The organism is Devosia sp., assembly GCF_024707125.1.
In the GTDB taxonomy this organism is placed as follows: domain Bacteria; phylum Pseudomonadota; class Alphaproteobacteria; order Rhizobiales; family Devosiaceae; genus Devosia.
In genome coordinates this window covers 107,039-120,034 of the sequence record NZ_JANQAH010000003.1, presented here as the reverse complement: position 1 = coordinate 120,034, position 12,996 = coordinate 107,039, and the positions used below count along the sequence as shown (strand labels likewise).

Here is a 12,996-nt window from a genome sequence, read left to right as displayed (position 1 = left end):
ACTTCCATACAGAAGGTGATCCATGATCCTCCGTTCGCTGGTTTTCGCCACCCTGCTGGTCGCCACGCCGACCTTGTCGCTGGCCCAAGACTTCCCCATCACGCTCGAGCATGCCTGGGGCGAGACGACGATCGACGCGGCGCCCAAGCGGATCGTCACCTGGGGCTGGGGCAATGAGGACGCCGTCATCGCCCTCGGCGTAACGCCGGTGGGCATTCCCTTCCACGCCTATGGCGGCGGCGAAGACGGCATCAAACCCTGGATCGAGGAAGCACTTTCCAAGGTCGAGGGCGAAAAGCCGACCGTGCTCGAAAATGGCTCCGAGCCCCCTTTGAGCAGATCGCCGCGCTCGAACCCGATCTGATCCTCGCCGTCTTCTCCGGCATCACCGAAGAGCAATACGCCCTGTTCTCGGCCATCGCCCCGACTGTCGCCTATTCCGGCGATGCGTGGTCCACGCCGTGGCAGGAAGTGACGACAACAATCGGCAAGGCTCTCGGCAAGGCCGATGAAGCCGAGGCTCTCGTCGCCGAAACCACCACCTGGCTCGAAGGCGAAGTGGCAAAACACCCCGCGCTCAAGGAAATCACCTTTGCCAGCGCCAATGACTACGATGGCTCCATCGCCGTCTATGCGCCGAACGACGCCCGCATGTCGTTCCTCACCGATCTCGGCATGACCCTCGACCCCAGTGTCGCCGAGAATGCGCCCAATGACGGCGCCTTCTACTATTCCCTCAGCTACGAACTGTTCGACAATCTAAAGGGCGACATCTTCGTCACCTACTACGAAGAGCAGTCCGCGCTCGATGAATGGCTCGCAAAGTCTTACGCGGCCAACTATCCCCCCATCGTCAATGGTGGCCTCGCCGCGCTCGTCGGCACCGAAAACGTCGCTGCCGTTTCTCCGCCGAGCGTGCTGTCCCTGCATTGGGGTTTCCCGACCTACCTCGATGTCCTGGCCTCTGCTGCCGACAAAGTCACCGGCAAGTAAGCCGTCGCAATCTAGGAGAAACACCATGCACCAGCTCACTGGCGCCCTTGCCCTCGCTGCAGCCCTAAGCATTTCCGTACAGGCCTTCGCCGCCGACACCTTCCCTGTCACCATCGAACACGCGCTCGGCTCTACGACAATTGAAGCCAAGCCCGAACGCGTCGTCACCTGGGGCTGGTCGGCTCAGGACGTGGTGATCGATCTCGGTGTTGCCCCGGTCGGCATTCCCTTCTTCGCCTATGCTGGCGGCGAAGACGGCCTTCTGCCATGGACCGAAGCGGCCATCGCCGAACACGGCTTTGCCATGCCCACCATTCTGCCCAACGTCACCGAACTGCCGCTCGAAGCCATCGCTGCTCTGTCGCCCGACGTGATCATCGCCCCCTATTCGGGCCTGACCGCCGACGAATACGCGCTCCTGAGCAATATCGCTCCGGTCGTGGCCTATCCTGACAAGCCCTGGTTTGCCGGCTGGCAGGACGTCGTAACCCTCACCGGCAAGGCCCTTGGCCTCTCCGCCGAAGCCGACAAGCTGGTCGCCGATACGCAGGCCTTCCTCGAAGCCGAAATCGCTAGATACCCCGATGCCAAGGGCACGGTCTTCGCCAATGTCGTCAATCGCAATGACGGCCAGGTCTCCGTCCGCCTCGAAGGCGACCCGCGCGTCCAGCTCTTCGTCGATATCGGCCTCGTCTCCGCACCCGAGCCGAGCGAAGCCATCCCCAACGACACGGGCATTTCCTATTTCGTCAGCTACGAGAATTTCGACAAGATTCCCGCCGAGATGCTGCTGAGCTTCTTCAATGACCAGAAGTCCGCGGACGAGTTCTTCAGCATGGACCTGATCAAGCTTTCCCCGCTGGTCGCCAAGGAAGCCTATACCAAGCTCATCGGCGACGAGATCACCATGGCAGTCAGCGGCGCTGTCACGCCCGTGTCCCTGCGTTGGGGTTTCCCAAAGGTCGCCGCCGAAGTCGGTCGCGCCGCTACCGCCGCCAAGGCTCAGTAGCGCTCGCTATTCACCTCATCGAGGGCGGCCCAGCCGTCGCCCTCGACGACATAGCGCGACGCCGCTTCGTCCCACGCATAGGTAACAGCATAGTCCGCTGCGCCCGGCGCATAGGCTTCTACGCCTTCGCACGGGTCTGTCGGGCCTTCCGCCGTGTCCGTCACAGTGATCTCGAAGGGCGCTGGCGTCCCCGCGCGCCCGTCCGCCTCATAACGCACCGATTGCGTCCGGCTCCCGGCGCAACCCAGATCGCTCAGCATCATCACCATGTCGACGAGCGTAAGCTTGCCCTCGACCAGTTCGACAATGCTCGTCGCATCATAGAACTGACCGGCATTGCCATGTTGGTTGCTGACGAGCAGCAGGCTTTGCCCTCCACCCACCGCCAGGCTGGCAGGTTCGGCAAAGCTCACTATCCGGTCGAACCCGACATCGACCACGTCAACCAGCTTCGGCTCGGCCGCAATATTAAACAGTGCCAGACCTGCCACCGCTCCCGCGGCGTCGTCGCCCTCGGCAAGGTCGATCAGCAGCGCAAGGTGTGGTCGCCCATCGACACTGACCTTTGCCGCCTCAATGGAGTTCACCCCAACCGGCGCAGTCAGCGTTATGGCGAAATCTTCGCCCTCTATATGGGGCAGGGCGACGTCACGATCGACGACCAAGATGTCGCCAACCTGGTGCGCTCCCGGCAGCGCCATCGCCACCAGATCGGCATAGGAAACGCCCGCCACAGCCTCGGCTTCCGGATTCGCGAGGACCGTCTGCACTTCCTGTGCATGCACCGCCAGCGCTGCCGCAAACCACATTGCGGCAATGCCTACAAAATTCCTATTGACCTCTAGGCAAGTTCCTATGCACATGTCGCGCACCATGAGCGATATCCAGTCTTTCCGCCAATCCGTCGAATCTTTCATCTCCGCCCGCGGTTGGACTCCGACCCGTTTTGGCCGCATTGTAGCAGGCGATCCGCTCTTCGTCTTCGACCTGCGTGACGGCCGCGAACCGCGCAGCGAAACGCGCGCGCGCATCCTCAAGGCCATGACCGAATTCGGCGAAACGGAGACCCAGACGCCGCTGCGCATCGGTGTTGCCGGCCTCGGCAATGTCGGCGCCACGCTCGTGCGCATCCTGCAAAAAGACGGCGCCGAGCTGAACAAAAAACTTGGTCGCCAATTGCAGGTGACCGCTGTTGCCGCGCGCTCGCGATCCCGCGACCGCGGCATTGATATTTCTGGGCTCGAGTGGTTCGACGACCCGGTCGCCCTCGCCAAGTCCGACAGCATCGATCTCTTCGTCGAACTCATCGGCGGCGAAGATGGCCCGGCCTTCGCCGCGGTCAAATCGGCCCTCGAAATCGGCCGTCCCGTCGTCACCGCCAATAAGGCACTTCTCGCCAAGCACGGCGTTCTGCTGGCAAAGCTCGCCGAAGAATCAGGCGCCCAGCTCGGCTTCGAAGCGGCTGTGGCCGGCGGCATCCCCGTCATCAAGACTCTGCGCGAAGGCCTGGGCTCCGCCCGCATCGCCAAAGTCTTTGGCATCATGAACGGCACCTGCAATTACATCCTGACCCGCATGGGCAATGAAGGCATCACTTTCGCCGATTGCCTTAAGGACGCGCAGGCATTGGGTTATGCCGAAGCCGACCCTACCTTTGACGTCGAAGGTTTCGACACGGCCCACAAGCTCTCGATCCTCGCCACGCTCTGCTTCGGCTACGAAATTGCGCCCGACAAGATGCGCATCGAAGGCATTTCGCGCATCACCCAGCACGATATCCAGGTCGCCGCCGATCTCGGCTACAAGATCAAGCTGCTGGGCATCGCCGAACGCACCGCAAGCGGCATCGAGCAGCGCGTGCACCCCACCTTCGTGCCCAAGGGCTCGGCCATTGCCGGCGTCGATGGCGTCATGAACGCCGTGGCCCTCGAAACCGACCACGTCCACGAGCTGCTGCTCGCCGGCCCCGGCGCCGGTGGCCCGCCCACGGCCTCTTCGGTCCTGTCCGACATCCTCGACATCGCCCGCGGCACCCGTGTGCCGCCGCTTGGCGTGCCGAGCGACGAACTGCTGCCCTATCGCGAGGCGCCGGCTCGCGCCCATGAAGGCGGCTTCTACATCCGCCTCGCCGCCAAGGATGTTCCCGGCGCACTCGCCGCCATCACCACCCGCATGGGCGAGAAGTCGATCTCCATCGATTCGGTCATTCAGCGCTCCGATCTGGCCGCCAAGGCCATCGCTCCCGATGGCTCGCCTTCACGCACCGTTGTGATGATTACCCAACAGACTTTGGAATCATCCGTGCGCGAAGCGCTTGCGCAAATCGCTGCAGACGGCTTCATAGTCGGCGAACCGCAACTCATTCGTATCGAGAAGCTCTGACACCCTCCCGGTGCCAGGCACCGGGAGAGAAAATGAAGCTCAGCAAGGCCGATGACGGCAGATCGCCGGCACACCTCCATCGCTCGCTGACCCTCGAAATGGTGCGCGTCACCGAACGCGCCGCCATCGCCGCTGCCGAGTGGCGCGGCAAGGGCGATGAAAAAGCCGCCGACGAGGCCTCCGTAAAAGCCATGCGGGCCGAGCTCGACCGCGTCTCCATCGCCGGCCGCATCGTCATCGGCGAGGGCGAAGAGTTCGAGTGCGATGATCTCTATGTCGGCCAGCCCGCCGGCACGGGCGAAGGCCCCGAGGTCGATATCGCCGTCGATCCCCTCGAAGGCGTCACCCTCTGCGCCAAGAACCAGCCCGATTCCCTCGTCGTCCTCGCCATGGCCGAGCGCGGTGGGCTCCTGAACGTTGCCCGCAACGTCTACATGCACAAGATCGCCATCGGCGCCGAATACCCCGCCGACACCGTCAATATCGAGTGGTCCGCCACCGAAAACGTCAAGGCACTGGCCAAGGCCAAGGGCGTGCCGGTCTCCGAAATCACCGCGATCGTCCTCGATCGCCCGCGTCATGCCGGCCTTCTCGAAGAACTCCGCATGGCCGGCGTCTCGGTAAAACTGCTCAGCGACGGTGACATTGCCGGTGTCATTCACGCGGTGAACACCGAAGATACCGGCGTCGATATCTATCTCGGCTCCGGCGGCGCCCCTGAAGGCGTCCTTGCCGCCGCCGCCCTCCGCTGCATCGGTGGTCAGATGCAGGGCAAACTCATCCTCGACACCCCCGACAAGCGCAGCCGCGCCGCGAAATGGGCATCACCGATGCCAATAGGGTCTACAATGTCGGCGACCTCGCTTCCGGCGACGTCCTCTTCTCCGCCACCGGCATCACCGACGGCTCCCTCATCGAAGGCGTAAAACTCCGTCGCCAATGGGTAGAAACCTCAACCGTCGTCATGCGCTCCTGGAGCCAGACCACGCGATGGATCAAGGCAAGGCACGCAAGGTAGTTTGCTGGGATCCTGGTCTGGCCAGTATGGCAATACCCAGTGGGGTAGGACACTCGTCCGCCAGAGCCTTTCAAAAGCGCGGTGTCATTCCCGCGCAAGCGGGAATCTCTGTTTCTGTGCAAGGAGATTTCCGCTTGCGCGGGAATGACACGGTGAGGGGTGGGGCTGAGGAGCCTCACTACTTCCCGTCCGCCACCTCAAAGAACCGCGACACCGCCCGCTCGCCCCGCCAAGCCGCCGTCACCCTCTCCACATTCTCCTCGATCCCATCCCCCGCCTGCAGCTCCAGATCATACCGACGCCCCTCATGGATCGTCAGCGCATCCTTTTCCGCGCTGCCCACCGGCCGATCCCCGCGCGCCAATTCCCGCCGATTAAGTTCCTCCACCGGGCAATGCAGCGCCACGAACAACACATCGAACGGCTGAAACAGCTCCGCCAGTTCCCCCTGCCACCCCGGCGTATCCAGAATGTGCTCGACGATGAGATTATTCCCCGCCGCCGCATAGGCAGCCAGCGACGCATGATAGCCGGCAAAGAACGGCGCCCGCATCTCGCGCCAATTGAAGTCGCCCGCCTTAACCCGCCCCAGCGGCAACACGCCCGAGTCGCGCAGATGGTCGATGGAAATGTGCCAGAAGGGCCTCTCGATGCGATCCTGCAGCATGCGTGCAAGGGTAGACTTCCCGCTGCTCGAAGCGCCATGCAGGAAAATGATGCTCGCCTTGCCCGTCATCGATCGCTCCCAGATTGCCGGGCGCAACAAGCATGCACACACAACACGCGGCAACCCCTTTCCCCTCTGCACTAAATCGCCTAACACCAGCCCATGCTGGAAACGCGCCGCAATTTTCTTGACGTCACTCAGTCGGTCCTTGGCCGCGCCTGGGTCGACAGGCTCGACGTCGCGGGCGCGCGCATGGCCACGGCCATCGCGCAGCGTGCCGGCATTTCGGACATCCTGGCGCGAATTCTTGCGGGCAGGGGCGTCGACATCGATTCCGCACAGGCCTATCTCGAGCCCACCATCCGCAACCTGATGCCCGATCCCTCGACGCTGACGGCCATGGATGATCTCTCCGACCGTCTCGCCCGCGCCATCGCCGACAATGAATCCATCGCCCTCTTCGGCGATTATGACGTGGACGGCGCCAGCTCCTGCGCCCTCATGGTGCGCTACCTCGCCCATTTCGGCCTGACCCCGCAGGTCCATATCCCCGATCGCATTTTTGAGGGCTACGGCCCCAACATCGCCGCCATGGACAAGCTGATCGATGCCGGCGCCTCGCTCATCATCACGCTCGACTGCGGCACCACCAGCGATGGCCCAATCGCACACGCCCGCTCCCGCGGCGTCGATGTGCTCGTCATCGACCACCACCTCTCCGACCACGACCTTCCCCCCGCCACGGCCCTGGTCAATCCCAATCGCCCCGACGACATTTCCGGCCTCGGCTATCTTTGTGCTGCCGGCGTCACCTTCATGGTTCTGGTCGCCGTAAACCGCGCCCTGCGCCAGCGCGGCGATACCGGTCTGCCGGACCTTTTGAAATTGCTCGACATCGTCGCCCTGGGCACCGTCTGCGACGTCGTGCCCCTGGTCGGCCTCAACCGTGCTTTCGTCCTGCGCGGCCTCGAAGTCGCCCGCCGCGGCGACAACCACGGCATGGCCGCTCTGGCCCTCGCTTCGCGCGTCAGTGGCCCGCTCAATCCCTATCATCTGGGGTTTCTCATCGGCCCGCGCATCAATGCCGGCGGCCGCATCGGCAATGCCGCCCTCGGTACCCAACTCCTTGCGCTCGACGACGAGCACCAGGCCCTCGTCATCGCGGCAAAGCTCGATGAGCTGAACACCGAACGCCAACGCATCGAAGTCGAAGCCGTCGAAGAAGCTACATCCGTCGCCGCTGCCGAAATCGGGGCAGGCGAGGGGCCTCCCATTCTCGTTCTGGCCTCTGCCAATTGGCATCCCGGCGTGGTTGGCCTGGTCGCCGCGCGCTTAAAAGAGCGCTTTGATCGTCCCGCCTTCGCCATCGCCCTCCACCCCGATGGCACCGGTACCGGTTCCGGCCGCTCCATGCCCGGGGTCGATCTCGGCAGCGCCGTCATCGCCGCCGTCGAGGCCGGTTTGATCCCCAAGGGCGGTGGCCACGCCATGGCTGCCGGCGTCACCCTTCGCCCGGGCGATCTCGGCCCCTTCCGCTCCTTCATCTCCGACCGACTCAGCGGCAGCGTCACGACGGCCCGCGCCGCCTCCGCCCTCAAGGTCGATGCCGCCCTCACGGCCCGCGGCGCCACCGTCGACCTCCTCCACAATATCGAACGCGCCGGCCCCTTCGGCGCCGGCAATCCGGGCCCGGTCTTCGCCTTCCCGTCCCATCGGGCGCGTTTTGCCCAGGTCGTCGGCAAGGGCGGCCATGTCAGTTTCACCCTGTCGTCAGACGACGGCGCCAAGCTGAAAGCCATTGCCTTCCGCGCCGCCGGCACGCCTCTCGGCGATATCCTGCTGCGCGATAGCGATCAGCCCCTGCATTTTGCCGGCAGCCTCTCGCTCGATCACTATCAGGGCCGCGAACAGGTCCAGTTCCGGCTCACGGATATCGCGCGGATTCCGCGGTAGCGAGGAAACTCAATCCAGATCCAATGCGTTATTCGCCTCGTAGTCGAATATGAGACTATGTGGGGAACTCTTTCGTGCGTGCTTTATCCAGTGCTTTCAGTAACACCGGGAGGCCAGGCTTTTCAGCCGCTTGGTTCGGTTCCCGGAATCATTTTTTCAGCCATTTTGTGAAGCGTTTCGATCCCAGCTTGCCGCGCTTTGTCGGGCCGGCATCGGGCATCAAACTGCTGCTTGCATATCCGTTAATGCCCGTTAAACTATTGATATGCATCCACTGGGAAGCACTACTGCTTCGGCTCAAGGGGATGCCTCCGCGGCCGAAGCTGTGCAATTTGCCTGGCTCGCTCCGGCCCGCATCACGATGGTTGGATGTAGCGGCGCAATGAGTAAGACAGCGGTAGACCACTCCAATACTGGCGCAACGCCCTGGACGCGTTTTGCCTCCTTTCTCGTCGAAAAGATCGGCTTTGCCCTGATCGGCCATCCCAAATTCGGGGCCGTGACCGTCATTCTGCCCAATGGCCGTACGCGGACCATGGGCAATACCAAGACGGGCGAGCACGCCGTCCTGCGGCTCAACAATTTTAGGGTCATCACCGAGGCCATGCGCCGCGGCACGGTCGGCTTTGCCGCCGCCTATATGAATGGCGACATCGAGGTCGACGATCTCACCGCGCTGTTCCGCTTTTTCCTGCAAAACCGCGACATGTTCGAGAGCGCCAACAAGGGCTTCTTCCGCCGCGCCGCCACGGACTTGCACTATCACCTGTCGCGCCGCAACACGCTCGAAGGCTCCAAGAAGAACATCGCCGAGCACTACGACCTCGGCAACGACTTCTACGGCCAGTGGCTCGACCCTTCGATGACCTATTCCTCGGCGCTTTTCACCTCCGGCGATCAGAGCCTCGAAGAAGCGCAGGTGGCAAAATATCGCCGCGTCGCCGACATGGCCGGCGTCACGCCCGGCTCCTCCGTGCTGGAGATCGGCTGCGGCTGGGGTGGCTTTGCCGAAACCGTCGCGCGCGACTATCAGGCCAACCTGCGCGGCATTACCCTTTCCGCCGAACAACTCAAATACGGCCAGGACCGCCTGGCGCGTCAGGATCTCGACAAGTACGCAAAGCTCGTCTTCGAAGACTATCGCCACACCGAAGGTCAGTTCGACCACATCGGCTCCATCGAGATGATCGAGGCGGTGGGCGAGGACAATTGGCCGAGCTACTTCCAGACCATTCATGATCGCCTGAAGCCCGGCGGCACCGCCGCCATCCAGGCCATCACCATCAACGAGGCCGATTTCGACGGCTACCGCAGCGGCCCCGACTTTATCCAGCGCTACATCTTCCCCGGCGGGATGCTGCTGACCAAGACGGTGATGCGCGAATTCGGCGAAAAATACGGCTTGGTTCTCGAAAACGTCGAGACCTTTCGCCTGTCCTACGCCAAAACTCTAAAACTCTGGCGCGACCGCTTCCTCGAACGCTGGCCCATGATCGCTCCGCTCGGCTACGATGAAACCTTCAAGCGCAAATGGGTCTACTATCTCAGCTATTGCGAAGCCGGTTTCACCGAAGGCTCCATCGACGTCGGCATCTACCAGTACCGCCGTCCTGCGTGAGGCTGGGCTCACCCCTTCCTCGACCTCTTCTCCTCCACAACGTCATCCCCGCGAAAGCGGGGATTTTGCCGCGACACCCCTCCATCCCTCCCCGCAAGGGGGGCTGGTGTTTTTGTACAGGTCTGGCCCCACACTCGATGCAGCACCTCTCCCTTGACGGGGGAGGATGGGAGGGGTGCTGGCATGCTCAATGGCCAAGGTCCATATACGACGTCCCCGCCTTCAGCGGCGTTCCACCACCGCCCTGCACCCTATAAACTTGACTTGACCATTCAATATTACCGAGGCAAAAAACGCTCACTTTGCAACCAGGTGAGCCCATGACCCTTCGCGCCTTCGCTCTCGCAGCCCTGTCGTCACTTGCACTGTCCGCCGCGGCTCATGCCGAACCCTGGACTTACACTGATGGCTCAGGCCAGACGGTCACGCTCGACGCCGCCCCGCAGCGCATTATCGCCAGCCAGGATGCCGCCGCTGGCCTCATTCCGCTCGGTATTCGCCCCGTTGGCATCTATGCCGATGGTCCGGTTGCCGACGCCAAGGCTCTGCAGGGTCTCGATCTCACCGGCATCGAAATCATCGGCCAGGCCTGGGGCGAGGTCGATATCGAAAAGGCCGCCGCCCTCAATCCCGATCTCGTCCTTGCCGAATGGTGGGATCGCAACGCCACCTGGTCGGGCGGCGAAGATGTGGTCACGCTGCTGACCCAGCTCGCTCCCATCACCGGTGTTTCGGCCGGCGATTCCATCCTGGGCATGATCGAGGACTATGAAACTCTCGCCGCCAGCCTCGGCGCCGATCTCGCCCAGCCCTCCATTGCTGCCGAAAAGACCGCCTTCGAAAACGCCTTGGCCGATTTCAAATCCGCCATCGCAGCCAAGTCGGGCCTGAAAGTTCTCGCCGTCTATGCCGGCGACGACGCACTCTATGTTGCCGATCCTGCTGGCGCCGCCGAGCTGCTCGATATGCAGTCCTGGGGCCTCGACCTCGTCGAACCCGAAGGCGTCGACGCCGCCGGCAACAACTATTTTGAGACTGTCAGCTGGGAAAACGCCGACAAATACCCGGCCGATCTGATCCTCGTCGACAACCGCTCGCCCGCCACCATGAAGACGGCGCTGGCCCAGCCCACCTGGACGCTCAATCCTGGCGCCAAGGCCGGTCAGGTCGCCGAATGGCCGGCTTTCTGGCTGCGTAACTACACCCACTACGCCGCCGCGCTCACCGAACTGACCACGGCCATCAACGCGGCCAATGCCGATCTCACCCCCTGATGCCAGTGGAGCAGGCGAATAGGAAAGCGGGCCGGGCGGCAACGCTCGGCCTCGGTCTCGCCCTTTTGGGCGCGGCGCTCTTCGCCATCGTCCTGCTTTCAATGGCAACCGGCGCGCGGCCCATCCCCATCGACATGGTTTGGTCCGCGCTCGTTTCCTACGATCCCAATTCGACCGAACACCGCATCATCTGGGACCTGCGCCTGCCGCGCACGGTCGTCGGCGTCCTCGTCGGCGCCGCCCTCGGCCTTGCCGGCGCGGTCCTCCAGGGCGCCACGCGCAACCCGCTGGCCGATCCGTCCATCCTCGGCATCAATTCCGGCGCCGCCCTCTTCGTCGTCCTCGGTGTTTCCGTTTTCGGCATCACCCAACTGACGGCCTATGTCTGGCTCGCCTTCATTGGTGCCGGCGCCGCAATGCTGGTCGTCTATGCCGTAGCCTCGCTCGGCCGCGAAGGCTCCACACCCATCAAGCTGGCCCTTGCCGGCGCCGCCATGACCGCGGTCATGCAGGCGATCATCAACGCCATCCTGCTCACCAGCCCGCGCACGCTCGATGAGGTGCGCTTCTGGCAGGTCGGTTCGCTGGCCGGCCGCTCCATGGAAATCGCCCTTCAGGTCAGCCCTTTCATTCTCGCAGGCACCGTGCTCGCCCTCGCCACGGCCCGCCTCCTCGATGGCCTCAGCATGGGCGACGACGTCGCCCGTTCCCTCGGCCAGCGCATCGGCCTCTCCCGCGGCCTTGCCGGCCTCGCCTCCGTCGTTCTCGCCGGCTCCGCTGTCGCCGCTGCGGGCCCCATCGCCTTTGTCGGCCTCACCGTCCCCCACGTCGCCCGCGCCATCACCGGCCCCGGCTATCGCTGGATCCTGCCCTATTCCATGCTGATGGCGCCCATCCTGCTCCTCGGCGCCGACGTCATAGGCCGTATCATCGCCCCGCCCGGCGAAGTGCAGGTCGGCATCGTCACCGCCTTCATCGGCGCGCCCTTCTTCATCGCGCTGGTCCGGCGCCGCAAATTGGCGGCCCTCTGATGACCGCAATCGACACCAGCTACATCGCAGGCGTCCGCCGCCAGCGCGAAAGCAAAAGCCGTCGCGTCACCCTCGGCCTCGTCCTCGCCCTGGTCCTCGCCAGCGCTGCCGCGCTCACCCTCGGCGATTTCCCGGTGCCGCCCGAAGAGATCATCCGTTCGCTCTTCTCCCCGCTGACCGGCCTCACCAACAAGGGCGTCGATTTCATCGTCCTGCAGGTCCGCGTGCCGCGTCTCTTCCTGGCGCTCCTGTCCGGCGCCGCCTTCGGCCTCTCCGGAATCATTTTCCAAACGCTTCTGCGTAACCCCTTGGCAAGTCCCGATATTATCGGCATCGCCCACGGCGCCAGCGCCGCTGCTGTTTTCTGCATCATTGTCCTGGGCTGGACCGGCCTCGCCGTTTCCCTCGGCGCATTCGCCGGGGCTCTGCTCACGGCCTTTGCCATCTACATCCTCGCCTGGCGCAATGGCGTCACCGCCTATCGCGTCGTGCTGATCGGCATCGGCGCCGCCGCCATGCTCAGCGCCGTCATCTCCTATCTCTTTACCCGCGCCCGCCTTTTCGAAGTGCAACAGGCCATGGCCTGGCTCGTCGGCAGCTTGAATGCCGCGCGCCCCGGCGATTCCATCGTCCTCGCGGCCATGCTCGTCGTCACCCTGCCTTTGCTGATCATCCTCGTCCGCGGCCTCGATGGCCTGGAACTGGGCGACGACACCGCCCACGCCCTCGGCACTCGCGTCGAGCAAACCCGCTTGGGCCTCATGATAGCGGGCGTAGCCCTCGCCGCCTTCGCCACGGCCGCAGTCGGTCCCGTCGGCTTCGTCGCCTTCGTCTCCGGCCCCATCGCCCGCCGCCTGATGGGCGGGGCAGGGCGCGGCATTCCCCAGGCCGGCCTCGTCGGCGCCCTGGTCATGCTGGTATCGGACCTTCTGGCGCAACACGCCTTGCCAAACATGCAATTGCCGACCGGTGTCGTCACCGGCGGCTTCGGCGCAGTCTTTCTACTGTGGCTGCTCGTCGTCTCCGGCCGTTCCGGCCGGGTGAATTGAAG

11 protein-coding genes and 1 pseudogene are annotated in these 12,996 nt (G+C 63.8%); 10 read left to right on the top strand and 2 right to left on the bottom strand.

Translation table 11 applies throughout. From position 1 onward, the window contains the following. Positions 1-22 precede the first annotated feature (22 nt). The 3 genes from NVV77_RS01565 to NVV77_RS01555 are packed head-to-tail and all read left to right on the top strand — an operon-like array spanning position 23 to position 2,002. Positions 23-364, top strand: a complete 342-nt coding sequence (locus tag NVV77_RS01565) for a hypothetical protein (RefSeq protein WP_295410043.1) — start codon at positions 23-25, stop codon at positions 362-364. Continuing rightward, on the top strand, positions 259-993 hold the full coding sequence (locus NVV77_RS01560) for an ABC transporter substrate-binding protein (RefSeq protein WP_367178582.1): 735 nt from the start codon (positions 259-261) through the stop codon (positions 991-993). Before NVV77_RS01565 ends, NVV77_RS01560 begins: the two co-directional genes overlap by 106 nt. Positions 994-1,018: 25 nt before the next feature. Further along, positions 1,019-2,002: an ABC transporter substrate-binding protein gene (locus NVV77_RS01555; RefSeq protein ID WP_295410041.1), complete on the top strand. Its 984-nt coding sequence runs from the start codon at positions 1,019-1,021 to the stop codon at positions 2,000-2,002. Here the strand turns inward: NVV77_RS01555 and NVV77_RS01550 are convergent. Next, positions 1,996-2,811, bottom strand: a complete 816-nt coding sequence (locus NVV77_RS01550; protein WP_295410039.1) for a hypothetical protein — start codon at positions 2,809-2,811, stop codon at positions 1,996-1,998. The two genes, NVV77_RS01555 and NVV77_RS01550, sit on opposite strands and share 7 nt — an antisense overlap. Before the next feature lie 232 nt (positions 2,812-3,043). Between NVV77_RS01550 and NVV77_RS01545 the strand changes: the two genes are divergently transcribed. Together NVV77_RS01545 and glpX are read left to right on the top strand one after the other, a co-directional pair. Next, on the top strand, positions 3,044-4,384 hold the full coding sequence (locus tag NVV77_RS01545) for a homoserine dehydrogenase (protein ID WP_295410591.1): 1,341 nt from the start codon (positions 3,044-3,046) through the stop codon (positions 4,382-4,384). 32 nt (positions 4,385-4,416) lie between these two features. After that, a pseudogene (glpX, locus tag NVV77_RS01540) lies at positions 4,417-5,402 on the top strand (class II fructose-bisphosphatase). 178 nt (positions 5,403-5,580) lie between these two features. On the opposite strand, the gene NVV77_RS01535 reads toward glpX, so the two are convergent. Beyond that, positions 5,581-6,138 (bottom strand): chloramphenicol phosphotransferase CPT family protein, encoded by a 558-nt coding sequence (locus NVV77_RS01535; protein ID WP_295410038.1) that lies wholly within the window; start codon positions 6,136-6,138, stop codon positions 5,581-5,583. A gap of 93 nt (positions 6,139-6,231) precedes the next feature. Here NVV77_RS01535 and recJ point away from each other — a divergent pair, with 93 nt between their 5' ends. The 5 genes from recJ (at position 6,232) to NVV77_RS01510 (ending at position 12,994) form a co-directional block, all read left to right on the top strand. Then, entirely contained in the window at positions 6,232-8,022 is a 1,791-nt protein-coding gene (recJ, locus tag NVV77_RS01530) for a single-stranded-DNA-specific exonuclease RecJ (protein ID WP_295410036.1), read from the top strand. 382 nt (positions 8,023-8,404) lie between these two features. After that, positions 8,405-9,640, top strand: coding sequence for a cyclopropane-fatty-acyl-phospholipid synthase family protein (locus NVV77_RS01525; protein ID WP_295410034.1), 1,236 nt, complete (start codon positions 8,405-8,407; stop codon positions 9,638-9,640). A 320-nt stretch (positions 9,641-9,960) separates the two neighbouring features. Then, entirely contained in the window at positions 9,961-10,914 is a 954-nt protein-coding gene (locus NVV77_RS01520; RefSeq protein ID WP_295410032.1) for an ABC transporter substrate-binding protein, read from the top strand. Then, positions 10,914-11,945 (top strand): iron chelate uptake ABC transporter family permease subunit, encoded by a 1,032-nt coding sequence (locus NVV77_RS01515; RefSeq protein ID WP_295410030.1) that lies wholly within the window; start codon positions 10,914-10,916, stop codon positions 11,943-11,945. The genes NVV77_RS01520 and NVV77_RS01515 overlap by 1 nt, the downstream gene beginning before the upstream one ends. After that, positions 11,945-12,994: an iron chelate uptake ABC transporter family permease subunit gene (locus NVV77_RS01510; RefSeq protein WP_295410028.1), complete on the top strand. Its 1,050-nt coding sequence runs from the start codon at positions 11,945-11,947 to the stop codon at positions 12,992-12,994. Before NVV77_RS01515 ends, NVV77_RS01510 begins: the two co-directional genes overlap by 1 nt. Positions 12,995-12,996: the final 2 nt, after the last annotated feature.